This is a genomic window from Streptomyces sp. B93 (assembly GCF_018070565.1).
Lineage (GTDB): Bacteria > Actinomycetota > Actinomycetes > Streptomycetales > Streptomycetaceae > Streptomyces.
In genome coordinates this window covers 183,085-207,742 of record NZ_JAGPXL010000007.1, presented here as the reverse complement: position 1 = coordinate 207,742, position 24,658 = coordinate 183,085, and the positions used below count along the sequence as shown (strand labels likewise).

Sequence of the window (24,658 nt, the reverse complement as noted above, 5' to 3'; positions counted from 1 at the left end):
TCCGACGGGCCGTCACCTCAGGTACGGCCCCGCGGTGCCGATCTTCCCGGGCCCGTCGAGGACGTACACCCGCAGGTTGCCCTTGCCGGGTGCCGCGACGGTCAGCTTCCCGTCGGTGACGGTCCGCCGGTCCCCGGTGACGGCGTCCACGTAGGTGCCGTTGGGGACGCCGGTGTAGGTGGCCGCGTGGGTGACGGTGACCAGGGCGAAGCTGTCGGTGCCGCCGCTGGTGTAGCGGCGCTTGAAGGCCATCTCGCCCTGGATGCCCTCCGTGGAGTACTGGCCCGTCTGGAGGGCGGGGACCGCCCGGCGGATCTCGTTGAGCCGCTGCACGTGCCGGGCCAGCGGCATGGCCAGGGTGTCGGCCACCGCGCCCGAGGCGGAGTCGACCCGGGAGAAGTCCGACGCCTTCACCTCACCGGCGAGATGGTCGCCGAAGTAGGCGCGCCCGGTCGTGGACAGCGGGCAACTGGGACCGCAGTCGATCTTCCTGCCCTTCTGGAACTCGATCTCCGAGCCGTAATAAAGGGTGGGGATGCCGCGGAAGGTCCACATCAGGGACATGTTCTCCGCCCAGGCGTCGGTGCCTCCGGCGTAGCGCTCGCCGCTCTTGTTGGGACCGTAGTCGTGGCTGTCGACGTAGACGACGTTGTAGGTGGCGTCGTTGTAGGAGTCGTCGGAGTCCTTGCCGTTGTGGAAGGCGTTGGACGCGTCGCTGAAGTTCATGTGCATGCGCATGTCGATGACGTGCATACAGGAGAACCGGCTGTGGTCCGGCGCGTGGTACGCGTTGCCGTCGAGGAAGGCGTTGCGGGACGTGGGCTGGTTGCCGGTGCCCTGCCGCTGTTCGTACGCGTACATCTCCAGCGCGGCCTGCTCGTCGTCGGCGCTGTACTCGGCGCGCTCCTTCCAGGTGTAGAACTGCGCGGAGTGGTTGACCGAGCCGCGGTTCCACTTGTCGTTGACGAAGGCCGCGACCTCTCCGAAGACGAAGAAGTTCCGGGCGGCCTCAGCGCCGTGCCGCTGGGTGACGCGTTCCTGGATGGCGGGCAGGAAGCGGCGGTTCCAGGTGGTGCGCGGGATGTGCACGGCCGTGTCGACGCGGAAGCCGTCCACGCCCATGTCGATGTACTTGTCGTACGCGCCGATCAGGTAGTTCTGCACCCGCGCGTTCTCGGTGTTGAAGTCGGCGAGGTCCTCGTGCAGCCAGCAGGAACGGGAGTCCTCGCCCTCCCAGTTGCCGATCCAGCAGTTGTGGTAGAGCGCCCTGGGGAACATGCCCGAGGTGGGGCTCGGCCACTGGCAGTTGTAGAGGGTGTAGCCCTCGGGGCTCCGGCCGCCGGTGGGCTTGCCCCAGTTGAGGCAGGTGTTACCGGTGGGTTCGGCGGTCGACCACAGGTCGCCGTTGTAGTACGACTTGCCGCTCTTGGGCTCCACGGTCAGGCCGTCGTACTCGAACCCGGCCTGCGTCTCGTCGTAGTACCAGCTCCACTGGGCGTCGCGGACGCCGTGGACGGTCGGGGTGAACAGGCCCTTGGCGCCCCAGCGTGAGGAGTGGTTGTAGACGACGTCCTGGTAGATCTTCATGCCCTTGGCGTGGGCGGCGTTGATGAGGTCCTGGTAGGAGGCGCCGGCGGACTCCAGGCGGGGGTCGACCCGGTAGAAGTCCCAGCCGTGGTAGCCGTGGTAGTCGTAGTCGGAGCGGTTGAGGACGACCGGGGTGATCCACACGGCGGAGAAGCCGAGCCCCTTGATGTAGTCGAGCTTGTCGACCAGGCCCCGGAAGTCACCGCGGAGCATGGGGTCGGAGGCGGCGGCGTTGCCGGACTTCTCGTGCTGGCTGCCGCCGCGGTTGTTGCTCGTGTCACCGTCCTGGAAACGGGCGGTCATCACGAAGTAGATCGGGTCCTTGCGCGGATCGGTGCCCAGCGGCCTTCCCGTGGCGGGATCGGCGGGCTTCTCCCCGGTGGTGGCGGTGGCGGTGGCGGAGGCGGCGGAGACATTGCCCGCCGCGTCGACGGCCCGGACCGTGTAGGTGTAGGCGGTGCGCTCCTCCAGACCGGCGTCGGAGAGGACCGTCGAGCCCACGTCCGTCACCACCGTGCCGCGGGTGCCGCCGGTGCGGGTCACCTGGTAGCGGGTGACGCCCCGGTCGTCGGTGGACGGCTCCCAGGTCAGCACGACGGCGACCCCGTCGGCCCGTGCGGTGACCCCGGTCGGGGCGGTCGGTGCCCGGGTGTCGGGGGTCTCCTCGGCGCAGGGGTCGGTGGCGTCCGTGGTCACGGTGCCGTCGTCGACGGTGGTGAGGCCCGTGGGCAGGGTGTAGTCGGCGCCGCGGTTGTTGTCCCAGACTCCGTTGCCGTTGTTGAACGCGGCCTTCATGGAGGTGGCCGTGCCGAGGCCGACCTCCTTCTTCCACCAGCCCGTGCACGCCGCCTCCATCCCCACGCCGGGGACCGCGGTCCAGGCGCCGCCCGTGGGCTGGTAGTGGAGGTTGGCGGTGGTCCAGCCGAGGGTCCCGGTGGCGAAGTAGACCGTGGCGGTGCCGCCGCTCCCGGGGTCGGTGCCGCCGTCGTCGCCGCACGGGTCGGAGTGGGCCACGACACCGTCCTTGACGGTGATGTCGCCCGTTCCCAGGTCGTAGTCGCGGCCCGCGTTGTTGTCCCAGGTGCCCGAGCCGTCGGTGAAGGTGGCCTGGAGGCCCGCCGCGCTGCCCAGGTCGACCGTCGCCTTCACCCAGTCGGCGCACGCCGACTCCATCCGCATGCCCGGGGCCGTGGTCCACGCGCCGCCGTCGGGGGCGTAGTGCAGGTGGTACTGGGCCCAGTTCCTGGTCTTCGTGTAGTAGAACACGGTCGCCGTCTCGCCCGCCGTCGCCGCGGCCGGGGTGGTGGCGGGCGAGGTGGTGGCTGGGGAGGGGGCGCCCGGTACGACGGACAGCACGCCGAGCAGACAACCGGCGGCCACCGCCGCGGCCGACGGGCGGGTGAGCGGGCGTATGCCGGTGGGGGTGCGTCTGGGTCTCATGAGTGGTCATGGTCTTCCCGGTGAGGGCCGCGGCGGTGCCACGGCGGCTGACACGCACTGGAAGCGCAAACGGAAACTTGCTGAAACGTCTTGCGTCGCAGGGAAGTTATCGACGGAAGCCGACCCCGTAAAGAGGTGGAACGAAAACCGGCAGCGGGGTGGAGACGCCTCCAGCGGCACCGCTTGACGGCCCACTGGTCTGTACCTATCGTCTGCTCATCAACTGCACGTTCAGCGAAGCGAATTGCGTTCACATACGAGAACGGACTCCCATGTCACACGCATCCGCTCACCCCCACCGCAGAACCCGCCCCTCCCTCCGCACCGTCATCGCCGTCGCGGTCACCGCCCTGCTGGCCGGTCTGCTCTCCTGGCCCGGCGGCGCCCACCGCGCCGACGCCGCGCCCGCCACCTTCGTCCACCCCGGCGTCACCGTCTCCAAGGGGCAGCTGGACTTCGCCCGCGGCAGGGTCACGGCCGGCGCCCAGCCCTGGAAGGGCGCCTTCGACCAGATGATGGCCAGCCGGTACGCCGACCTGAACCGCGTCCCGAAGCCCCGGGCGGTCGTCGAGTGCGGCTCGTACTCCAACCCCAACCACGGCTGCACGGACGAGCGCGAGGACGCGATCGCCGCCTACACCCAGGCGCTCGCCTGGTACATCACCCGCGACGAGCGGCACGCGCGCAAGGCCATCGAGCTGATGGACGCCTGGTCCGCGGTCATCCAGGACCACACCAACAGCAACGCCCCGCTCCAGACCGGCTGGGCCGGGTCCTCCTGGCCCAGGGCCGCCGAGATCATCAAGTACACCTACACCGGCGGCTGGCCCAACTCCGGCCGCTTCGCGACCATGCTCCGCGACGTGTACCTCCCGGAGGTCGTCAACGGCTCCCACTCCAACGGCAACTGGGAGCTGTCGATGATGGAGGCCGCCCTCGGCATCGCCGTCTTCCTGGAGGACAGGGCGTCGTACGACAAGGCGATGGCCAAGTTCCGCACCCGCACCGCCGCCTACGTCTACCTCGCCTCCGACGGCAGCCTGCCGAGGACGGTGCCCGGCCAGAACCTCGACACCCGCGACAAGATCGTCCGGTACTGGCAGGGACAGACCACCTTCGTCACCGGCCTCACCCAGGAGACCTGCCGCGACCTCACCCACACGGGATACGGCATCTCCGCCATCTCACACGTCGCGGAGACCAGCCGCATCCAGGGCCAGGACCTCTACGGCACCGACGTGGGCGAACGGCTGCGGCACGCGCTCGGCTTCCAGTCGAAGTACGAACTGGGCGAGCCCGTACCGGGCTGGCTGTGCGGCGGCACGCTGCACCGTGGCCTCGGACCCGTCACCGAGGTCGGCTACAACGCCATGCACAACCGGCTCGGTTACGCCATGACCAACACCGAGATCCTGACCCGGCAGAACAGGCCCGCGGGCAGCAACAACCTCTTCGTCGCCTGGGAGACCCTCACCCACGGCGACAACCACGGCTGACCCCCGAGGGCTCCCGTCTCCTGGAGGGTCCCGTCGGCCGTCGACGGCGGGGCCCGGTCGGCGGCAGGGCCCGGCTGCGGTCTCAGACCCGCACGCCCGCCTCCGCCCGCTCTTCCTCGACCGGTCCACGCGGGCTGCCGCTCCGCCGCCCCCGTACGGCGCTGACGATCCCGACGAGGGCCATGGCCACGCAGGCGGTCACGATCACGGCGGACGACGCCTTGAGCATGGACAGACCGGACCCGGTCAGCAGCACCACCAGCGCCCAGCGCACCGCGGAGCCACCCACCCGGGTGGAGACCAGGGCGCCCACGACGACACCGGGGATCGCGCCGACGAGGAGCGTCCCGGCGAGCCCCAGATCGGCGTCCCCGACGAGGAGATGACCGAGCGCGGCGGCGGCCACCATGGGGATCGCCTGCACGAGGTCGGTGCCGACGATGTGGTTGGCCTTGAGCCGCGGATGGGCCAGCATCAGCATCACGATCACCAGGGACCCGGACCCCACCGACGTCATCCCGACGATGACGCCGCCCACCAGACCGATCAGCAGCGTGGCCACGGGACGCACCGGCACATGGGCGTCCTCGGTCACGGTGGCGGCGCGGCGCCGGTCGAGCCGGATACGGGCGAGCATCCCGGTGACGGCCAGCAGCAGCGCGGCGCCGACGACGTACTTCACCCGCTCCTGGAGCGCTTCCCCGTCGCCGAGCGCCCGCAGCAGGAACACCCCGCCGAACGCGGCCGGTACGGCGGTCGGCAGCAGCCAGCGCACGATGTCCCACCGCACGGTGCCCGCCCGCTGGTGCACCAGCGCGCCGAACGGCTTCATGAACACCGACGCGGCGAGGTCGCTGCCGATGGCCGCGGTCGGGTTCACCCCGAACAGCATGACCATGATCGGCGTCATCAGGGCCCCACCGCCCATGCCGGTGAGCCCCACGGCGAATCCGACGAGGGCACCGGCGACGATGATCGAGACGGAGAAGTCCATGCGGACGACCCTAGAAACCTTTCCTATGGGAAAGCTAGGGAACAGTCGGGGAAGAATGGGCGTGGAGGTGGTGGACGCCGCTGTCCAGGGTCTTCTCGAGGTGAGTTGCATCACCCGGCGACATCATGAGGACCCCGCCTCGATGCCCGCGAGCGGCGCCGCGGCTCCCCACGCGTGCGCGCACAGCGCCCGCTCCACGGCGTCCGTGTAGACGGCGGCGGCGAGCCAGGCCCGGGCGAAGTCGTCCGTGTCGGCCGGGAGCAGACGGCCGAAGGCGTCGCGGGAGCGGTGCGCGGCGGCGGCGTGGAGGTGGTCGAGGAGGTCGCCCGCCGTGCCGAGACCGAGACGGCGCAGGCGGGTTCCGTCCGCCGTCCCGGCGCGGGCGGCGGTCAGGACCCGGCGGCCCCCCGACACCGTCTGGTGGACGCGGCGGCGCAGCAGGTGCAGCGGGGCCTCGTCCCCGGCGGAGACGGTCAGGGCCGGTGACGGGACCGCCCCGGAGGGCAGGTCCGCGTGCTGGAGGCGGTCCAGACCGAGGTCCACCCGGGCGGCGGCGTCGGTGGGGTGCTCGGTGGCGAGCAGCAGGGCGCGGGGGAGCTGCCCGGGGACGAGACGCGCGACGATCCGCAGTCGGCGGCCACCGGCGGCGGCGAGCAGGCGGAGGTTGTCGCGGTAGGGCAGCGCCGGGTCGTCATGGGCGGTGGCCAGCCGCAGGGGCAGGCCCGCGCAGTCGGCCAGCAGACAGTCGCCCGTCGCCTCACGCACCGCGCCGGTGAGCGTCACCTCCAGGAACAGCAGGTCCCGCCCGGCGTCCAGGGCACGGGCCACCTGCTCGGCGACGGGCTGGGCCCACAACCGGTCCAGCGGCTCGGCGTGCCAGGCGGCGCCGGACGCGCGGACCGCCCGCACCGCGGCGCCCGCGCCGAGGCGGCCCGTGGGGGAGACGGTCGCGCCGGACACGGCCAGCCCCGCGCGGGACAGTTCACGGTGGGTCAGGGTGGTGTCGCCGATCCGTACGGCCCGGTCGGCGGCGCCGGTCGCGCGGGCGGGACCGCCCGGAGCCACGTCCGACACCGTGTACAGGCGTCCGTCGGCGTCGGTGGTCCAGGTGACCGCGCCCGCGTAACCGGTCGCCGTGAGGACCGGTTCGGAGAACAGCCCGTACAGGCGCAGGGAGCCGTCCGGCCGGTACGGCTGCCGTGCCGTGCCGCGCAGTCCGGCCAGGTCCGTGCCGGTGGCGTGCGGCAGGCGGTGGGCGACGGTCAGTACGTCGGCCAGGGCGCGGGAGAGGCCGGCGAGGCGGTGTCCGGGATCGGCGGAGCGGGCCGCGCGCACCTCGGTGACCACGGAGACAGCCGCGGCGAAGGCCCGGTGCAGACCCGCGAGCCGCGCGGTGTGCGCGGCCCGGAGGAGTTCCGCCTGGAGGACGGCACCCGCGCCGTCCGTACCGGCGTCCAGGACGGCGGCGGCCGCGTCGTACACCGCTCGGGCGGCGACGGCCTCCGGCCGGGGCTGCTCCGCCGGTTCCTCCGCCCCGCGCGCCCGTTGGCCCACCGTCGCCTGGCAGGTGTCGTCCGCAGCCTGCGCGGTGTCCGCGGCGGGCGGCGCGTCGTCGGCCACCGGCGCGTCATCGGCCACCGGCGTGCCGTCGGTCCCGGGCGTGCCGTCGGTTCCGGGCATGTCGTCCGCCACGGGCATGTCCTCGGCCACCGGTGCGGCCGAGGCCGCCGCCGCGCGGTGCAGACAGCCGGGAGCCAGCAGACAGCCGCAGCGGATCGCGTCCGCGCTGGTCACCGCGGTGCCGGTGAGGTGCAGGGTGACATCGGTCTCGTCGTCCACGGCGATCCGTACGGTGTCGCCCTCCCGGACGACGGGACGCGCCGCGAGCTTGGCCACACCGCCGTCCAGCCGCTTGCGGAGCCGGGGCGACAGCGCCCCGACGAGTTCGGCGGTCACGGACGGGACGACCGGAGGCAGATCCGGGCTCATGCGATCTTCTCCCCTACCCAGCGGGCGAGTTCGAGCGGACTGAGGGCGGCGACCGGCATACCCGCGGCGACGAGCTGACCGGCGACTCCCGTGGAGTAGCGAGGCCGCCCGGTGTCGTCGAGGCTCGCGCAGCCCAGGACATGGCACCCGGCCGAGACCAGCGCGCGGACCTCGGCGAGCAGGCCGCCGAGGGGATGGCCCTCCTCGAAGTCGCTGACGACCACGACCAGGGTGCGCGAGGGCACGGTGACGAGTTCGCGCGCGTGCCGGAGCCCCGCCGCGATGTGGGTGCCGCCGCCCACGCTGACCTCCAGCAGCAGCGACAGCGGGTCGGCCACGTGTCCGCTGAGGTCGATGACGTCCGTGGAGAAGGCCAGGAAGTGGGTGGACAGCGTCGGCACCCCCGCCAGCACCGAGGCGGTCAGCGCGGCCCAGACCGTGGACGCCTCCATGGACCCCGACACGTCCGTGACCAGGATCAGCCGCCAGTCGGAGGCCCGGCGCGCCCGGGTACGGAACACCGGCCGCTCGGGAATCACCCGGACCGTGCCGTCCGGGCCGCGGCGCGCGGTCGCCAGGTTGGCCCGCAGCGTGCGCGGCAGGTCGAGACCGCCGCCGGGGCGTCTGCTGGGGCGCGGCAGTGCCGTGCCGTGCAGGGCGGGACGCAGCCGGGTGGCCAACTGCCGGGTCAGCGCGTCGACGAGCCGCCGTACGAGGGGGCGCAGCGCCGCCAGCTGGGCCTCGGGCAACCCGCCCGCGTGGCTCAGCACCGTGCGCAGCAGGTCCACCGAAGGGCGCACACCGTCTGCGTCCAGTTCGGCGAGGACGTCCTTGCGGCCCGCCGCCGCGGCGGCAGCCAGCACCTCCTCCCGGATGCCCGGCCCGAACAGGGCGGCCAGTTCCTCGGACCACTCGCGCACCCCGGGGTACGGTGCCTCCCGCCCGCCTCCGGTTCCCCGGCCCGTCAGGTCCCCCCGGCTGCCCTCGCCCCGCCCGCCGCCGTACAGCTCGTCCAGCGCGGTCGCCAACGGCGCGGCAGCGGGCGGCAGCTGGTCCGTGCGGCGGCCGAGGAGAAGGCGCCAGCGGTCGGCGGGCGCGAGGCGACAATCCTCCGCCCGAGCCGGGGTGGCCCGCCCGTCTTCCGGGGCACCGCCCTCCGGGGTACGACCGTCGCGGGCGCCCTGCGCCGGAGCGTCGGACGGCGTGGGCAGCAGCCCCAGTGACCGCAGCGCCTCGCGGGCCGCCAGGTCCGCCGCGGTCCAGGTGGCGAGCGCGGCCGGGTCGACGCCGTGGGTGTCGGCGACGCGCGCGGTGTCGAGACGTTCCTCGACGGCCGCGAGGAGACGGTCGCGGGCCGCGGGGCTCAGGGTGTCGAAGCCGCCGCGCAGCGCGGGCAGCCGGTCGAGGAACTCCCGGTCGGGCAGGTCGGACATCCGGGTGAGCAGCGGCTCCAGCGCGGGCGCCGCCGCCTCCAGCAGCGGACCGGCGGCGGTGAGCAGCCCGGTGAGCCGGGCGGTGAGCGCGGCCCGGGAGTCCGGTCGGGTGGCCGCGTCGACCCAGGAGGCCACCCGGTCACCGAAGACCGGAGCGTCCTCCTGTCCGAGCAGGACGCGTACGGCCCCGGCGGCACCGCGCATCAGCGGGGAGCCGTCGGCGGACAGGCGGGCCAGGGCGTGCGCGAGCCGGACGCCGCCCCCCAGCAGGTCAGCTCGGTGGGCGAGTTCGAGCAGGGCGTGGGCGTCGGCGGGGTCCTCGGACCCGGTCAGTCCGTCCACCTGCCGCACCGCGGCGGCCGTCAGCTGCTCCGATACGGCTGCCGCGCGGGCCGTACGGTCCGGGTCGGCGCCGAGTCCCGGGACGTGCCCGGCCCGCAGCCGGTCCAGCAAGGTCAGACCGGCGAGGAGTTCCGGCAGGGTGCCGACCTGCGGAAGGACCTCCGCGACATCGGTGAGCCGTTCGTCCGTGAGCGCGGGCAGGCCGCACTCCGCCGCCCGTTCGAGCCCTTCCCGGGCCTGCGCGGCGGTCGGCCCGCCCGCCGCGCGCTCCACTCGCCGCCGCTCGCGCAGCACACCTTCGGCTGCCTGCGCGGCGGTGACCCCCCGCACCCCGGCCGCGGTCAGCATGGCCGCAGTGGCGGGAGCCCAGCGGACCTCCCAGCGGGAGGTGAGGGCCTCCGCGCCGCCCGCGCCGACGACCTCCCTGGCCTCCCCGTAGGGCACCCCGCACACGCCGAGCCGTCGCAGCAGCAGTTCCCGGCGGCGGTCGAGGTCGGACCGCAGCGGGTCCAGCCGCAGTTCCCGGGATGCCCCGGTGCCGCTGGCCCCCGGCCCCGGCAGGCCGAGTCGCTCCACCTCGGCCTCGACGGCGGGGCCGAGGCCGCTGCGCGGCGCCTGCGGGGCGGGACGCCCGGTGCGCGTGCCGACGAGCACCCGCTCCATGGCCCGTGCCACGGCCCGCCCCCGCCCGAACGGCTCCCCCTGCGTGAGCACCGACTGCACGGCCTCGACCAGTTCACCGCGGCCCGCCGCGGGCAGGCCGCGCAGCCGGGCCAGGTCCGAGGCGAGCCGGCTGATCTCCCGCGCGTCGGCGGGCCCCGAGGGGTGGCCGAGCCCCCTCAGCTCACCGCAGATGCCCACGGCCGCCCGCGTGAGCGCCTCCTCCAGCGCCGCCGGGTCGCCCGCCGCGCGCAGGACCATGTCCTGCCACTCCGGGTCCCGGATACCCGCCGGGTAACCGGACCGCTCGTCGAGCAGGGCGTACGTGTACGGGATGAGCGAGGTCGTCCAGGTGGACCGGTCCTCGTCGGCCCCCGCGGGCGTGTCGTCCCCGGCGTCCGGCCGTACGAGCGCCGGGGCGTGGAACGCGCCCACCACCACGGCGGCCCGCTCCCCGCCCGCGGTGGCCTCGGCCAGCCGGGCCCGCATCCAGCGCTCGCGCCGCAGGTCCAGCTCCGGCACACCGCCCGAGGCGACCGCGTCCTCGCGCAGCGCCCACCCGGTGAGCAGGGCCGCACGGCGCAGCGCCTCGGGCGGCGAACCGGGCGCGGTGGCCTCCACGAGCCGGTCCCACAGGTCGTCCCCGTCACGGCCCGTCAGCCGGGCCCGCAGGGCGGTGGCGAGCCCGGGACCGTCGGCGCCCGCGCCGCCCCGCCGTCCCTCGCGCCACGCGCCGTCGGCGAGCGGCAGGTCGCAGGCCACCGTCGGCACCCGACGGCGGGCGGCCCAGCGTACGGCGGCCAGTTCCGGCGAGAAGTCGGCGAACGGGTAGAACGCCGGTCCACCGCCGTTCCCGTCGGCGGGGGCGGCGGCGAGCGCTACCGGAGCCCGGGTCTCCTCGTGGCCCAGCCAGGGCAGCCACTGCTGCATCTCGGCCGGGAGTTCGACCAGCAGGACGTCGGGCCGCGCCTCGTCCAGCAGCGCGGGCACGGCGGCGGCCAGGGAGGGCGCGTGGTGGCGCACGCCGATGAGCAGCGGCGCGGTCGGACCGGTGAGGGCGGCCAGCACCTCGTGGGGCGCCGGACGCGTGGGGGAGAGGGACACGGCCGTCAGCCCTCCAGGACCGTACGCAGGTCCCACAGGGTGCGCCAGGTGGCGGAGCCCTGTTCGGCGCGGCGCCGCACGGGACCGTCCCAGTAGCCGCGCAGCCGGGCCGCGTCGGCGGGGTCGTCCTTGCGGACCACGCCGAGCAGATGACCGGGCAGCAGCCCGAGGACGTCACGGTCGCCCGGGAAGTACGCCGCCGCGAGGGCGAGCGCCCCGGCGACGGAGACGGCCTCGGCGGTGCTCATCACCGTCGACGGACGCTCCACCTCCCACCCCTCCGCAGACCGACCCTCGCGCAGGTCACGGAAGGCGGTGACCAGGGCCTCCAACACGGCGTCGTCCACCTGGAACGGCGCCCCGGCCCGCGCCACGGACGCCCGCGCCTGGCCGCGCACCAGGGCGGTCTCCGCGTCGAGGTCCCCGATGGGGCCGACCGTCTCGAAGTTGAAGCGGCGCTTGAGGGCCGCGGACATCTCGGAGACGCCCTTGTCGCGGAGGTTGGCGGTGGCGATGAGGTTGAAGCCGGGCGCCGCGTGCGCCAGGGCGTCCTCGGTGCCCGCGAGTTCGGGTACGGCGATCCGCCGCTCGGAGAGCAGCGAGACCAGCGAGTCCTGCACCTCGGGCAGGCAGCGGGTGACCTCCTCGACGCGGGCGACGGCGCCCCGGGACATGGCGGTCAGGACGGGGGACGGCACGAGCGCCTGCCGGGTGGGTCCCTGGGCGAGCAGCAGCGCGTAGTTCCAGCCGTACTTGAGCTGGTCCTCGGTGGTCCCGGCGGTGCCCTGCACGACCAGGCCGCTGGTGCCGCACACGGCGGCCGACAACAGCTCCGACAGCATCGACTTGGCCGTGCCGGGCTCGCCGACGAGGAGCAGACCGCGCTCCCCGGCGAGGGTCACCACGCACCGCTCGACCAGCGCCCGGTGCCCGACGAACTTGCCCTCGATCACCAGGCGGCGCGGCACGCCGTCGGGCACCTCGGCGCCGTCGGGCAGCTTCAGGGCGCCGCCCCCGCTGCCCATGACGAAGGTGACGACCGCGCGCGGGGTGAGCCGCCACGCGGGTGGGCGCGGCCCGTCGTCGTACGCGGCCAGGAAGGCCAGTTCGGCCGCGTAGCGCTCCTCCGGCGGGACGATCTGGCGGGCCGGGGCGGCGGTGGGGGAGGTGGTCATCGGTGAGCGTTCTTCCAGGTGCGGGTGGGTGATGGTCATCGGCGGCGGCCCTTGCGGGTGGCACGGGTGGTGAGTTCCTCGTAGGCCGGGGCGTCCCCGGCGCGGACGCGGTCCCACGCCCGTGTGAACAGTTCGGGCACCGGCGTCAGCGGTACCGCGCGGGAGTGGCCGCTGACCGGGTAGAGGTCCTGCTTCCAGACCTCCACCGGCAGCGCGGGTGCCTTGAGGTCGAGCCAGCCGCACGGCAGGAACAGGGTGCGTCCGGCGCGCGCCCGCTTCGCCTCGACGACCAGCCCGGTGGCCGCCAGCTCGGCGCGGGCCCTCCTCATGCGGGCGGGCTTCCACCCGGTCCAGCGGGCGCAGTTGCGGTCCGTCGGGTCGGGCAGGGCCAGCAGCTGGAGGTAGAGCGCCGCCGCGTCCTCGCCGAGGCCATGGGCGCCGGCGGCCTCCGCCACCAGACCGGGCACGCTGACGGTCGGATCCTGGGCGTACCCGGTGAGCCCTGCGGGATCCGTTCCGGCCGCGACGGCGCGGGCCAGCTCGTCGGCCAGGACCGTCCGCAGCGCCCGCAGGTCCTGGCCACGCCAGGCCCCGACCAGCCCTTCGACCAGGCCGAACACCGGGTCGTCCGGCCCGTGGAGGGCGCCCGTGCGGACCAGGACGGTCTCCTGGTCGCCGTACCAGGGCCGCAGGACCAGCGCCTCGCCCACCGGGGTGTGGCCGTGCGCGTCGGCGCCGCCCGTGGCGGGCAGTCCGTGCGCCTTGCGCAGTTCGACGGCGGTCGAGTCGCCCTTCTCCGTCCAGCCGAGGTCGAGGTCGAGCAGCAGCCCCGGGTCCGCCACGCGGCGGCGCAGCGCGGCCAGCCCTTCCGGCAGCACGGCGCGCAGGGGGTGCCCGTAGGGCAGGGAGTAGGCGAGTCCGGCCAACGCGGCCACGGCACGCGTCAGTTCGCCCCGTCCCGGGATCGCCCGGGGGTCCTCCGGCACCAGGTCGCCGTCCTTGTCGGGACGCTGGACCGTGGTGCGGCTGATCCACGGGGTGCGGCGCGGGTTGAGCACCTGCTCGGCGGAGACGGTGGACAGCCCGGTCAGGGACAGCTCCCCGGCGAGGTCCTCGGGCAGACGGACCACGTCGCCGAGGCGTTCCGCCCACACCCGGCCCGCCGCGTCCGTGTCCGGTCCGGCCGTCCAGAGGTCACCGGGGTCGGCGGGCAGCAGCGCGCCGACGAGCGCCTTCTGGTCGTCGGCGTCCAGTGCGGCCAGCAGGGCGTCGCCGAGCTGCTTCTGACGTGGCTTCAGCTCGGTCGCGGCGATCAGCCCGTCGGTGAGCTGCGGCGGCTTCCCGGCGAGCAGCAGGGCAGCCTGCACCGGCCCCAGGCGGTCCCCGGTGGCGGCGCCGAGGGCGGCGGGGGCCTCCGGCTGCCAGGGCGCGGCGCCCTTGTGCCGGATCAGCCCGGTCACCGTCGCCAGCACGTCGGCCGGGAAGAGCGGCGGGTGCGCCGTCTCCTGCTCCAGCGTGAAGTGCGCGACCGCCCCGAACGCACCGGTCGGGTCGTGATCCAGCGCCAGCCACTTCATCCGGCCGTGCTGGCCGTCGTTCTGGCAGCCGAGGACGACGACGGTGCGGCCCTCGCGGCGCAGCACCTGACCGACGCGTTCCTGGTGGTCGTGCGGCTCGCTCAGGACGACCTCGCGCACCGCGGTGCCGGGCGTGGCCAGCGGCCCTTCCGTGATCGCCTCGAACAGCAGCAGCAACGCCTCGCGGTGCGTCGTGGTGAGGGTGGGTGAGGCGGCGCGGTAGGCGAGCGGGCGCAGCACGTCCAGCAGCGACAGCCACGCCGCTCCCATGCCGGGCACGGTGAAGTCGTCGCTGCTCCACCCGTCGGGCCCGGCGAGGCGGGAGGGCCTGGGCAGGGGCTTGCCCTCGGCGGGCCTGCCGGACAGCACGTGGTTCACGGCGCGGATCTGACGCAGGGCGCTCCACTGGCTCCGGCCGCCCCACCAGCCGTACAGCTCGGCGAGACCGGCGGTCGCCTCGCGCAGCGTCTGGTCGTCGCCGTCCTCGGGGTTGTAGTCGGCGAACATGCCCTCGTTGCGCTTGTGCCGCGCCCCGGACGGATCCACCGGGGGTGCCACGAACGCGGCGAGGGACGCCGCCAGGCGCAGCACGGCGTGCACCAGGGCGGCGACGCCGGTGACCAGACGGGGCTCGGTGAGGTCGGGCAGCGCGCGGGAGACCGCCTCCCGCAGGACCTCGTCGGCGGCCGGGACGGCGGGCTTGTCGGTGGTGGACCCCGCGGGGTTCCGGGGCCCGGTCCCGGCGTCACTCGCCGTGCGCTCGTGGCCGCCCGCGGCGGCGACCATGGCCTGCCGCTCCTCCAGCGCCCGCGCCCCGGCACGCAGCAGCCCGCCCGCCCGCTCGTCGCTCAGCGCCCGCAGGATCGCGGAGGCCGCCTCGTCGCGGGGCCGCAGCGCGTGCCAGAAGTCCACCGGCGCCACGAGCCGGGTACCGGCGGCGAACTCGCCGCCCCGCTCCAGTGGCGTCACCCTCCCGAACTCCCGCGGACCGGCGCCGTCGGCGCCCGCGAACAGGGCGACCTGACGGTGCTGGGCGACGGCGAGGGGCTCGACGCCGCCGGGCAGCCGCAGCGCGCCGAGCGGAACGCCCGGCATCTGGTGCTGCCCCGTAGGCACGGTGACGGTGCGGCCGTCCGGCGTCCCCACCGTCGTACGGGCCTCGGCGCCCTCGCCCTCGGCGCGCACCCAGCGGCCGAGGACCGTGCCGTCGGTGCCGAACGGGCTGTCCTCCAGGCCGGGCTGGAGGGGCAGCACCGCGCAGTGCTGCTGGAGCAGGGTCGCCCCCTCGCGGATGCCGGACCGCAGGAACGCGGGCAGTGAGGCGCGCCCGTGCGTGCCGGTCGCCGGGTCGTACTCCAGCCACACCTGCTGCCGTCCCTGGCGGCCCTGGCGCCAGTACGAGGTGCCGTCCCCCAGGACGCGGCGACGCGGCGGCACGACCGTGTCACCGGCGTGCAGCGCGCGCCCACCGGTCGCGCGGCCACCGTCCGGCAGCGGGATCGAGGTCACTCCGGCGTCGCCGCCGTACCAGTGCGGGAGCTGTTCGCCGCCGAGCGGGAACACCTCGGACGGGCGGGCCGACCAGTAGCCGTACTGCTTGCGGTCCTGCCGCCACATCACCAGCAGTTCGCCGTCCGTGTAGCGGAACGACGGACGCTGCCAGCGGTCCAGCTCCACCGGAAGCCGCAGCTCGTGCTCGAGCAGGATGTCCTCGGGGCCGACGACGATCGCCTTGTGCCGACGCGACAGGATCAGCGCGGGCCACGACTCGTGGACGGTGAGCGTGTCGTCGCGGTCTGGCCGGGTCTCCGTGTCGAGCCGGCGCAGCGCCTCCTCCAGGGCGGGCCAGCCCAGTTCGTCGAAGACACCGGCACGCAGGGTCCGGCCCAGCAGCGGGGCCACTTCGGCCGCGGCGACCCGGTCGACGGCCTGGGGGCTGACCCGGGCGGCGACCGCGTGGAACGGACGCAGCCGTTCCAGTGCCGCGCGTGCGGCGGGCAGGCCGACCGCCGCCGTCAGCTCCCCGGCCGCGTCGTCCAGCCACTCCCGCAGCACGTCGGCGAGGACGGGATGCCCGGCCAGCGCCTCCAGCGCCCCGGCGCCGCGGTGGTCACTGCCGAGGCTCCCGACCGAGCGGTACAGCAGGCGCCGAAGGCGCGCGTCCGCCGCGACGGCCGTCAGGTCCCGCCGCCCCGGCCGGGTGTCCGTCAGCCACTGGCTGAGCGGAAGGAACACCTGCTCGCCGGAGGCGGGCAGCGTCAGCGGTACGCCCTCGGCCACGCACAGGTCGAGCAGGTCGAGGTCGGCGCCCGCGTGCCAGCGGCCCGTGAAGACGTCCACGGGGCGGCCGAGGGCGCGCAGGCGCCCAGCCATGCGCGCCACGAGCGACAGGGTGGCCGGTGAGCGCCCGCTGACCGACGAGCCGTGCTTGCGGTGCAGTGCCCAACGGCTGAGCCAGTCCGCCGGGTCGACGCCGTCCGCCGTGGCCTCGCCCGTCAGCAGCCGGTCGGCGCCGGTCTCCGCGAGCAGCGCCAGCCAGGACTCGTCGTCCTCCGTCGAGCGGCCCAGCCCGGCGGGCATGATCTCCAGCAGCCGGACCCGCACGGCGGGCTGCCGCCCGGCCAGCGTGACCAGCGTCGCCCGGTAGGTGTTCCAGAAGGACGCGGGGGCCCGCACCGCCGCCGGAGAGGCGATCAGCTCCGCGACCAGGGCGCACTCCTCGGTGACCCGGTCCAGCCCCGCCGCCTTGATCAGGGCGCGGGCGTCCTGGGGCATCGACGCGTACGGCGGCATGCCCGCCGCGCAGCGCTCCACCGACAACTGCCGGTACTGCGCCCAGGCGTCGGCCGGGGCCAGCCGTGCCCCGAGGGCCTTCGTGTGCTCCTTGAGCGCCTTCACCGTCAGCGCCCCGGCGAAGGCGAACTCCAGGAACACGGCCCGCTGCCGCTCCTCGTCCACGGCCAGCGCGTGCACCCGCTCCGCCTCCCGGGCCTTGCCGAACAGGGCCGCCGCGTAGGTGGTGTTCTCGTGCTGGAGGAAGATGCGGGCACCCTGCTCGTAGAAGGTGGGCAGGAAGTGCGGCACGGCACGGCCGAGGCGCTCGCCGAGCGCTTCGAAACCCTCCTTGGCGGCACCGGGACGGGACTTGGCCTGCCGGGCGAGCCGCTCGATGTCCTGGACCAGCGCCAGCGCGTGGTGCCCGTTGGCCGGGTCGTTGACCAGCGCCCACGCGGGGAAGCCGAGGGTCTCCCGACGCACCTGCCCGACCTCGCGGACCTCGGGCTCACGCACCAAACCGAGGAAGTCCAGGGCCAGGTCCTCGGCCTCACCGAGCGTCCCCGGCACCAGCCGCACGATCCGCCGCTCGTCCAGCGCGGGGTGCGTGTACGTGCGTGCGGTGAGGGCATCGGCGTCCTCCCGGTCGGTGGTGCCTGGGGGCAGCACGGCCCCGGCGTCGAGCAGGGCGGCGGCACCGGTGTCGTGGTGGGTGATGTCGTACGTCGTCATGCCGCACGCTCCTCGTCCTGGATGTCGCGTCCGGCGTACAGCGCGGCGGCCATGCGCATGCCCTCCGACCAGGCCACCGGCCCGACCTGACCGAGTTTCAGCACCCGGCCCGCCGGGTCGGTGAAGACCAGGGCCCCGGTCTCCGTCTCCTCGTAGCCGTCGTAGTCGCCGACCCACACCCGGGCCTCGACGCCCCTGCCGTCCTCCACCACGGAGCACACGGCGTGACCGCCGCGCACCCGGTAGCCGAGCTGGGCCACCCGGCCGTGCAGGAACCTGAGCTGCTTGAAGGCGCCGCCCGCGAAGTCCTCGACGGAAGCGGCCTCGGCGTCGACCGCCGCGGGCCGCCGCCACACCTCACGGAAGAGCTGCTGGGCGCGCTGCTCGACACCCAGTTCGACGGCGAACTCCCGCAACTCCTCCAGGTCGTCCAGGAGCACGGGGTGCGGCAGACGTACGAGGTCGGTGGTGACGCGGACGGTGTCACCGTCGAGGTCGACCAGGCCCAGGCCGCGCTCGGCGTCCGCGTCCCGCAGGAACCCGGCGACCGCGCCGTCCGCCCCCGTGACGACCAGGTCACGCAGGGCGCCCTGCCAGGCCGGGTCCGGCCACACCCGCGCCAGCACCCCGAACGGCACCGGCAGCGAGCGCACCATCCACCGCTCCACATCGGCCAGGCACTGCCGTTCGTGCCGCCCCAGCCACTCGACGAGCTGACGCAGCGCCACCACCGCCGGATCGTCCGCGATCTTCGGCGGCACGGACTTCAGCCGCCGCCCGGCCGCGTTGCGGCACACCACCTTGCCGTCGTCGAGGGCGACTTCATAGCCGCCGGCCGACACCCACCCCATGCGTGCCTCCCGCACCCGCAGTGATCAAGTGACGGGAACTGTAGGGCAGGCCTCTGACAACGGGCCCCCGGGGCCGCCGGCGCACGCACCGCCGGGCGCCCCTGGTGAACCCGATCAAGGTCTTGTCACCGATACTTCAGCAGGTGCGGTACGCGACGAAGTCTCCGCTGCCCCACGCAACGACCCGCACCAGGGAAGGCTGAACCACGTGACGACCGCCGCGTACCAAGGCGAACCCGGATCCAACTCGGCGACCGCCGCGCGCGCCCTGTACCCCGGGGCCGGTGAACTGCCGTGCACCGGCTTCGAGCAGGCCCTGGACGCCGTGACGCTCGGCGCCGCCGACGTCGCCGTGATCCCGGTCGACAACTCCGCGGCCGGACGCGTCGCCGACGTGCACCATCTGCTGCCGGAGTCGGGCCTGTTCATCGTCGCCGAGTACTTCCTCGCCATCCGCTTCGACCTGATGGGCGTGCCCGGCGCGACCCTCGGCCAGGTGGAGTGCGTACGCAGTCATGTGCACGCCCTGGGGCAGTGCCGCAAGGTGCTGCGGGAGGGCGGCTGGCGCACGCTCGTCAGTGACGACACGGCCGGGGCGGCACGCGAGGTGGCCGAACTCGGCGACCCGCGGCACGCCGCGCTCGCCCCGCCCGCCGCGGCCGGGCTGTACGGCCTGGAGGTGCTGCGCGCCGAGGTCGAGGACGACCCGGACAACACCACGCGGTTCGTCGTCCTCTCCCGGGACGCCGTCCTGGCCCCGCACACCGGTGAGCCGACGATGACCAGCCTGTTCTTCAGCGTCCGCAACATCCCGAGCGCCCTGTACAAGGCGCTCGGCGGGTTCGCCAGCAGCGGCGTCAACCTCACCAAGATCGAGAGCTACCAGATGGGCGCCGGGCTGGGCGCCAGCCGCTTCTACGTCGAGGTCGAGGGACACCCCGACGACGAGCGCGTCGCCCTCGCGCTGCACGAACTGCGCTTCTTCTCCACCGAGGTACGCATCCTCGGCGTGTACCCCGCACATCCGCACCGGCTGGCGAACTGAGTCGACGGAGCCTCAGGAGGGGATCAGCGGGCGGCCGCGGCGGGCGCGGACTTCTTGCGGGCGCGGTACGCGGCGGCCTTGATCTTGTTGCCGCAGGACTCCATGCCGCACCACTGGCGCCGCATGCCCCGGGACCGGTCGATGTACACCCGGGTGCACTCGGGGTTGCCGCACTCCTTCATCAGCGGCACGTCCGGGCCGCTGAGCAGCTCCACGGCCTGCCGGGCGACGGTCGCCAGCGCCTGCCCGGGCGTCGCCTCGGTGCGCCGCCCGGTCTGGGTGAGCTGGGGCTTGACAGGGGTCCTGCGTGCGGCGGCGTTCAACGCGGCGAGCGCCTCGGCGTCGAACTCCTCGCCGAGCCGACGGTCCTGGACGAGCCGGTAGACGGCCTCCCGTACGGTCGTGGCCTCGCGGAGGTCGTCCTCGCCGCCCGCAGTGATCGTGTCCACGAGCCCGGACTCCAGGTACCAGGCGTTCAGTCGCTCCGGCGTCACGAACATCTCGAACCGGATCGAGCGCCGGGCCCGGAGCGTGGCAGCGAAGTCGAGCGCCGGGTGGCCGCATACGAAGACATGGTCAAGATTCACATCACCATTTTGACGGGTGACTCATGCCCGGTGCAAGAATCGCCACCGTTTCCCCAGGTCAGAGCCCTGTCAGTGGCCCCGTGACGTGATCGCTGCCGCGGTCAGGTCCGCGAGTCGCCGGGCGGTGTCGAAGTGGGGGGTGAGGCGGTTCTTGGTCATGGCGAAGGAAACGCCCGTGGCCGTGTCGGCGTAGACGTAGCTGCCGCCACCGCCGACCCAGCCGAAGGTGGCCGGGGTTTCCTCCGGCCGTGTGCCGATGCGGCCGAGGGGGTAGCCCAGGGCCAGTCGCGCAGGGGTGCCGAAAACCTGGTCGGTGCCCTCGAAGGCCACCGCCGTCAGCTCCCCGAGCTGGTGGGCGTCGACGAGCCGACCGTCGAGGACCGCGGCGTTCATGGCGGCCATACCCCGCGCGGTGAAGGTGCCGACGGACGGGATGTCCCCCTGGAGGATCGCGGGGCTGTTGCCCATGGCCGCGGTCGGCCGCGTCTCCCAGGGGGCGAGGACGCCGTCGGCGTCGGGCGGGGCCGCCGGGCTCGGTACGGCGTCCTCGAGTCGTGCCAGCCGGGGCAGGTCCGTCCCGGGCACACCGAAATACAGCTCACGGTCGAGGCCGAGGGGCCCGGTGATCCGTTCCCGCAGGAGCTGCCGCATCGGCCTGCCCGTCACCCGGCGCGCGATCTCCCCGACGAGGAAGCCGTAGGTGAACGAGTGGTACCCGGTCTCGGTCCCGGGGCGCCACCGTGGTTCGGCGTCGGCGATCGCGGTGCACACCCGTGACCAGTCGGCCAGGTCGGCGGGGCCGATGTCCCGCGGCATCGCCGGAACGCCGACCGAGTGCGTGAGCACGTGCCGGAGCGTCGCCGTCTCCTTGCCGTGGGCGCCGAACTCCGGCCACACGTCGGCCACCGGGGTGTCGTACCCGACAGCGCCGGACCCGACGAGCAGGTGAGCGATCAGCGACGTCATGACCTTGCCGGTGGAGAAGCCGAAGAACGGGGTCTTCGGGGTCACCTCGCGCCCGGTCCGGCCGTCGGCGACACCGGCGACCGCGTCGACGACAGGGGCACCTCGGTGGAGGACCACCACCTGCAAACCCGTCTCGGCTCCGGTCCCGACGAGTTCGTCGAGGACGCGTTGGACCTTCTCCTGAAGTGAGGGCATCGTCATCCGTCCACGATGGGCTGTCGCGCGGGCCAGGACTCCTTCGTCGTCGCCAGCCGGTCCAGCCACTCCCGCAGCAGGTGCTGCTCCGCGCCGCTGAGGCTCGTCTGGTCCGGCAGGGCGGCGCGCAGGGCGCGGGCGGCGCCCGCGGGGCCGGTGTCCCGTACGGCGGGCCGCCGGCCCGTCACGGCCGTGACCATGGACTCCCGAAGGGCGGACAAGAGGGCCGGGCGCCGTTCTCTTTCCGGCAGTGACAGCCAGGTGAGCACCGCTCCGCGCGCCGTGGCGTGGATGATCTGGACCGCGAGGTCCTCGTCGACGCGGAGCCAGCCACCGGCGGCCAGTCGCCGGACCCGGCCCCTGAGGATCTCCATACCGGCCGCGTGCGCGGCCGTCGTGGTCCGTGTCGGCTCGCTGTACATCAGCGTGTACAGCGCCGGGTTGGCCAGCCCGAACTCGACCGCCACGTCCCAGCCCGCCCTCAGGTCCGCGATGGGGTCGGCGGGGTCGGGGTCGATGTGCTTGGACGCCAGGAACGCGGCGAAGCCGTGCTCGGCCACCGCGTCGAGCAGGCCGTCCTTGTCGCCGAACAGCCGGTAGATGGCGGGCGGTTGCAGTCCCGCCGCGTCGGCGACCGCACGTGTGGTGACGGCGTCGCGCCCGCCACGCGTGAGCAGGTCGATGGCCGCGTCGATGACCCGCTGCCGCGTCTGCTCGCGCCCGCCACCGGCGGCCTCGGCCGCGCTGGTCCCGCTGTTCCCGTCGTCTGAGACTCGTGCCATTTATCGATGGTAACGCCATCCCGATTCCATCGTTAGTATCAGTGATACGCTGTAGATGATTCCATTGGAAACATGGAACTGTCTCCTACCGCTGGAGGGCATCGTGATCATCGTGACCGGAGCCACCGGACAGCTCGGTGGCCAGATCGTCGACAGGCTGCTGACCCGCGTCCCGGCGAGCCGGATCGGCGTCAGCGTCCGCGACCCGCTAAAGGCGCGGGCCCTGGCCGACCGGGGCGTTCGGGTGCGCCGCGGCAGCTTCACCGACGCCGAGAGCCTGGCGCACGCCTTCGAGGGGGCCACCCAGGTGCTGATCGTCTCCGTCGACAAGATGGGCGAGGAAGCCGTACGACAGCACCGTGCCGCGGTGGACGGTGCCGTCGCCGCCGGAGCCCGCCGCATCCTCTACACCAGCCATATGGGCGCCAGCCCCACGTCACTCTTCCAGCCCTGCCGCGACCATGCCGCCACCGAGGACGCGCTGCGCGCCTGCGGAGTGCCGTTCACCTCGCTGCGCAACGGCTTCCACGCCGCCAGCGCGCTGCGGTTCCTGGGCGACGCCATGGAGTCCGGAAAGGTCGCGCTTCCCGCCGACGGGCCGGTGTGCTGGACCGCGCACGCCGACCTCGCCGACGCGGCGGCGGCCGTCCTGGCCGACGAGGGGTGCTTCGAGGGCCCCACCCCGCCGCTGACCGCGGCGCGGGCGCTCACCTTCGACGAGATGGCCGGCCTCGCCGGCGAGGTCGCGGGCCGCGTCGTGCAACGGACCACCGTGCCCGACGGGGAGTTCCGTGAGCTGCTGACGGGGCACGGCGTCCCGGCCGGGACGGCGGACGGGCTGCTGGGCGTGTTCGCCGCCGCCCGCGCGGGCGAGTTCGCCGCCGTCGATCCGGCCCTCGCCGCGCTGATCGGTCGTGAACCCCTCGACTTCCGCGCGGTGCTCGAGGCCGGGGTGAGGCGACACCCCATGACCCCCCATGACGCTCCATGACACCCCCGCCGATCGGTCTAATTGCGCCTGCCAGGGGCACGGCGACCACGGGTGCCCCCCTCATGACGGACATACGATCCGCCCGTGGCACACACCTTCGAGGAACTCGTGGAGATGCAGCGCGCCGCCGACGCCGCACACGACAAGGTCGAGCAGTTGCGCGCCCAGTACGGATCACCCACCGCCCACCCCTGGAGCGAACAGCAGACCACCACCTACGAGACCGCCTGGCGGGCCTGGCGCGACCTCGCCCGCGACGTCCAGGCCGCGGTCACCGAGCACGCCAAGGACCAGCGGCAGCAGCGGAACTCGGTCGAGGCGGACCTGAAGAAGGCGGTACGGCACTCGGAGGGTCCGGACGCCTGACAGCCGGGTGGTCCGGCCGGCCGAACCCCGTACGGGAGGCGAGGGACGGCCGGGCCGGAAGCCCGACCGCCCGACCCCCGGCCCATCACCACCCCTCCACCGTCACCCGCCCAGCACCCCCGCCGGGATCAGTGACTGCGGGGAAGCCATCGGATGTCCCACCTCCAGCGATCCCAGGAGACCGCTCAGGAGCGGTCCCCCGGGGATCCCCGCGGGCGGGGCGGGCTGGTGCGCGGTGGCGGCCTGAGCGGCGGGCGCGGCCGTCAGGAGAGCGGTGGCCAGGACGGTGACACAGACGAGTTTCTTGATCATGTCGGGTCCAACGACCGGCGCCCCGGCCGGAAACGCCCCGGTCGACGGCTCGCCGCACCCCGGCGGCCGAACGGGTGACCGGCTACCCGCTACCGGCTACCCGCCGAAGGACTCGGGCCCGAAGCGGCCCCACGCGATGAACGCCGCGATCCCGAGATAGACCAGGTTCAGCCCCACCAGCGGGTACTCGTGACGCCGGCCGTGTGTGATCATCGCGCCGATCATCAGCAGGATCCAGCAGACCGCGGTCACCGGCACCATGACCGGCGCGATGTCGAGCGCGGCGGGCAGGATCAGACCCGCCGCGGCGAGCAGCTCCAGGACGCCGAGCGTCTTGACGAAGCCGTCGCTGACGTCCGCGGTCCATCCACCGCCCTGGATCTCGGCCAGTCTCTTCCTGGGTACGAAGGTCTTGCTGTAGCCACCGGTCAGAGCCACCGCGGCCAGCACTCCGGCAGCGATCCACAGCGCGAGGTTCACCATCCACTCCTCAAGTAGGGCCCGCCCCGCGCCTCGTACGACGGGGCTCGGCCACGCCGTGCCGTTCCGAACGGCCCAGGCCGACTCGCGAGTACCACCGCGGACGCGGACGATGAGTGCGACGGAGCAGGCGAGGCGCAAAGGATGACAGATGCCGCGAAGTTACCCCCCTCGCGTCGGCAAGGTCCGCCACCGAGCCCTCGTGTCGGCACTCGGATGCGCGTTCGCGATGGTCACCGTCGCGGGGTGCGGCGGCGACGACGAGGACGACACCGGAGCCTCGCCCACCCCCACCGCCCCCGACACGGCGTCCTTCTCCGGGACCGCGCCGTCCGCCCTGGCCTCCCAGGCGGCCTCCGCGATCGCCTCCGCCCGGGCCTCGGCCTCCGCGGCGGCGTCCTCCGCGTCCGCGCGCGCCTCGGAGTTCGAGGCCTCCGTGGAGGCCGACGCGGCCCGCTCCAGCGCCGCCGCCGAGGACGCGCTCAAGGACGTCGACGGACGCGGCAACGCGATCTCCGACGTGGGTATGAAGGGGCTGCCCAGGAACGAGACCAGCGGGATGCTCGCCGTCCTGGTCACGATCACCAACAAGACCGACGACACGGCGTCGTACGCGGTGCAGATCGACTTCGAGGACTCCGACGGGAAAGTCGTCGAGACCCGCTACGTCGGCGCGGAGGATCTCGGCCCCGGCGACAGGGAACAGCCCATCGCCTTCAGCAGCCAGGCCGACGACACACAGCTGACCCCCCGCCTCGCCAAGGCACAGCGGTACTGAG

17 protein-coding genes are annotated in these 24,658 nt (G+C 74.0%); 5 read left to right on the top strand and 12 right to left on the bottom strand.

Annotated elements, in window-relative coordinates:
• Window positions 1–12: 12 nt before the first annotated feature.
• Window positions 13–3,027: a carbohydrate binding domain-containing protein gene (locus KBY47_RS09795; RefSeq protein WP_210920600.1), complete on the bottom strand. Its 3,015-nt coding sequence runs from the start codon at window positions 3,025–3,027 to the stop codon at window positions 13–15.
• A gap of 272 nt (window positions 3,028–3,299) precedes the next feature.
• Here KBY47_RS09795 and KBY47_RS09790 point away from each other — a divergent pair, with 272 nt between their 5' ends.
• Window positions 3,300–4,523, top strand: a complete 1,224-nt coding sequence (locus tag KBY47_RS09790) for an alginate lyase family protein (protein ID WP_210920599.1) — start codon at window positions 3,300–3,302, stop codon at window positions 4,521–4,523.
• An 82-nt stretch (window positions 4,524–4,605) separates the two neighbouring features.
• On the opposite strand, the gene KBY47_RS09785 is transcribed toward KBY47_RS09790, so the two are convergent.
• From KBY47_RS09785 to KBY47_RS09760, 6 genes are all read right to left on the bottom strand, one after another.
• Complete coding sequence (locus KBY47_RS09785) at window positions 4,606–5,517, bottom strand: sulfite exporter TauE/SafE family protein (protein WP_210920598.1); 912 nt, start codon at window positions 5,515–5,517, stop codon at window positions 4,606–4,608.
• 123 nt (window positions 5,518–5,640) lie between these two features.
• Window positions 5,641–7,506, bottom strand: a complete 1,866-nt coding sequence (locus tag KBY47_RS09780; protein WP_210920597.1) for a hypothetical protein — start codon at window positions 7,504–7,506, stop codon at window positions 5,641–5,643.
• Complete coding sequence (locus KBY47_RS09775; protein ID WP_308405105.1) at window positions 7,503–11,045, bottom strand: DUF5682 family protein; 3,543 nt, start codon at window positions 11,043–11,045, stop codon at window positions 7,503–7,505. Before KBY47_RS09775 ends, KBY47_RS09780 begins: the two co-directional genes overlap by 4 nt.
• A 5-nt stretch (window positions 11,046–11,050) precedes the next feature.
• Complete coding sequence (locus tag KBY47_RS09770; protein WP_210920650.1) at window positions 11,051–12,220, bottom strand: AAA family ATPase; 1,170 nt, start codon at window positions 12,218–12,220, stop codon at window positions 11,051–11,053.
• A gap of 35 nt (window positions 12,221–12,255) precedes the next feature.
• Window positions 12,256–17,304, bottom strand: coding sequence for a hypothetical protein (locus KBY47_RS09765; RefSeq protein WP_210920596.1), 5,049 nt, complete (start codon window positions 17,302–17,304; stop codon window positions 12,256–12,258).
• Window positions 17,301–18,155 (bottom strand): DUF4132 domain-containing protein, encoded by an 855-nt coding sequence (locus KBY47_RS09760; protein ID WP_210920595.1) that lies wholly within the window; start codon window positions 18,153–18,155, stop codon window positions 17,301–17,303. The genes KBY47_RS09765 and KBY47_RS09760 overlap by 4 nt, the downstream gene beginning before the upstream one ends.
• A 208-nt stretch (window positions 18,156–18,363) precedes the next feature.
• On the opposite strand from KBY47_RS09760, the gene KBY47_RS09755 reads away from it, so the two are divergent.
• The gene (locus KBY47_RS09755; RefSeq protein ID WP_210920594.1) at window positions 18,364–19,200 is read left to right on the top strand and encodes a prephenate dehydratase; all 837 of its coding nucleotides are present in this window, start codon (window positions 18,364–18,366) and stop codon (window positions 19,198–19,200) included.
• Window positions 19,201–19,223: 23 nt separating this feature from the next.
• On the opposite strand, the gene KBY47_RS09750 is transcribed toward KBY47_RS09755, so the two are convergent.
• The 3 genes from KBY47_RS09750 to KBY47_RS09740 all read right to left on the bottom strand — a co-directional run bounded on the left by KBY47_RS09750 (window position 19,224) and on the right by KBY47_RS09740 (window position 21,730).
• Window positions 19,224–19,787 carry an ABATE domain-containing protein gene (locus tag KBY47_RS09750; protein WP_210920593.1) on the bottom strand — a complete coding sequence of 188 codons (564 nt, stop codon included), beginning with the start codon at window positions 19,785–19,787 and terminating at the stop codon, window positions 19,224–19,226.
• 69 nt (window positions 19,788–19,856) lie between these two features.
• Complete coding sequence (locus KBY47_RS09745; RefSeq protein ID WP_247694446.1) at window positions 19,857–20,954, bottom strand: serine hydrolase domain-containing protein; 1,098 nt, start codon at window positions 20,952–20,954, stop codon at window positions 19,857–19,859.
• Window positions 20,951–21,730 carry a TetR/AcrR family transcriptional regulator gene (locus KBY47_RS09740; protein ID WP_210920592.1) on the bottom strand — a complete coding sequence of 260 codons (780 nt, stop codon included), beginning with the start codon at window positions 21,728–21,730 and terminating at the stop codon, window positions 20,951–20,953. The genes KBY47_RS09745 and KBY47_RS09740 overlap by 4 nt, the downstream gene beginning before the upstream one ends.
• 103 nt (window positions 21,731–21,833) lie before the next feature.
• Between KBY47_RS09740 and KBY47_RS09735 the strand changes: the two genes are divergently transcribed.
• Both KBY47_RS09735 and KBY47_RS09730 read left to right on the top strand, forming a co-directional pair.
• Window positions 21,834–22,721: an NAD(P)H-binding protein gene (locus KBY47_RS09735; protein WP_210920591.1), complete on the top strand. Its 888-nt coding sequence runs from the start codon at window positions 21,834–21,836 to the stop codon at window positions 22,719–22,721.
• An 84-nt stretch (window positions 22,722–22,805) separates the two neighbouring features.
• The gene (locus KBY47_RS09730) at window positions 22,806–23,087 is read left to right on the top strand and encodes a hypothetical protein (protein ID WP_210920590.1); all 282 of its coding nucleotides are present in this window, start codon (window positions 22,806–22,808) and stop codon (window positions 23,085–23,087) included.
• A gap of 102 nt (window positions 23,088–23,189) precedes the next feature.
• Here KBY47_RS09730 and KBY47_RS09725 read toward each other — a convergent pair whose 3' ends face one another.
• Window positions 23,190–23,399, bottom strand: coding sequence for a hypothetical protein (locus KBY47_RS09725; protein WP_210920589.1), 210 nt, complete (start codon window positions 23,397–23,399; stop codon window positions 23,190–23,192).
• A gap of 96 nt (window positions 23,400–23,495) precedes the next feature.
• Window positions 23,496–23,879: a DoxX family protein gene (locus tag KBY47_RS09720; protein ID WP_210920648.1), complete on the bottom strand. Its 384-nt coding sequence runs from the start codon at window positions 23,877–23,879 to the stop codon at window positions 23,496–23,498.
• 151 nt (window positions 23,880–24,030) lie between these two features.
• Between KBY47_RS09720 and KBY47_RS09715 the strand changes: the two genes are divergently transcribed.
• Window positions 24,031–24,657 (top strand): hypothetical protein, encoded by a 627-nt coding sequence (locus KBY47_RS09715; protein WP_210920588.1) that lies wholly within the window; start codon window positions 24,031–24,033, stop codon window positions 24,655–24,657.
• The last annotated feature ends 1 nt before the right edge of the window (window position 24,658 follow it).

Bases quoted from the DNA above. Each gene is read 5' to 3' on its own strand.
- KBY47_RS09785 (WP_210920598.1), bottom strand. From the start codon at position 5,517: ATGGACTTCTCCGTCTCGATCATCGTCGCCGGTGCCCTCGTCGGATTC.
- KBY47_RS09770 (WP_210920650.1), bottom strand. From the start codon at position 12,220: ATGACCACCTCCCCCACCGCCGCCCCGGCCCGCCAGATCGTCCCGCCG.
- KBY47_RS09765 (WP_210920596.1), bottom strand. From the start codon at position 17,304: ATGACGACGTACGACATCACCCACCACGACACCGGTGCCGCCGCCCTG.
- KBY47_RS09790 (WP_210920599.1), top strand. From the start codon at position 3,300: ATGTCACACGCATCCGCTCACCCCCACCGCAGAACCCGCCCCTCCCTC.
- KBY47_RS09795 (WP_210920600.1), bottom strand. From the start codon at position 3,027: ATGAGACCCAGACGCACCCCCACCGGCATACGCCCGCTCACCCGCCCG.
- KBY47_RS09780 (WP_210920597.1), bottom strand. From the start codon at position 7,506: ATGAGCCCGGATCTGCCTCCGGTCGTCCCGTCCGTGACCGCCGAACTC.
- KBY47_RS09740 (WP_210920592.1), bottom strand. From the start codon at position 21,730: ATGGCACGAGTCTCAGACGACGGGAACAGCGGGACCAGCGCGGCCGAG.
- KBY47_RS09715 (WP_210920588.1), top strand. From the start codon at position 24,031: ATGCCGCGAAGTTACCCCCCTCGCGTCGGCAAGGTCCGCCACCGAGCC.
- KBY47_RS09760 (WP_210920595.1), bottom strand. From the start codon at position 18,155: ATGGGGTGGGTGTCGGCCGGCGGCTATGAAGTCGCCCTCGACGACGGC.
- KBY47_RS09725 (WP_210920589.1), bottom strand. From the start codon at position 23,399: ATGATCAAGAAACTCGTCTGTGTCACCGTCCTGGCCACCGCTCTCCTG.
- KBY47_RS09745 (WP_247694446.1), bottom strand. From the start codon at position 20,954: ATGACGATGCCCTCACTTCAGGAGAAGGTCCAACGCGTCCTCGACGAA.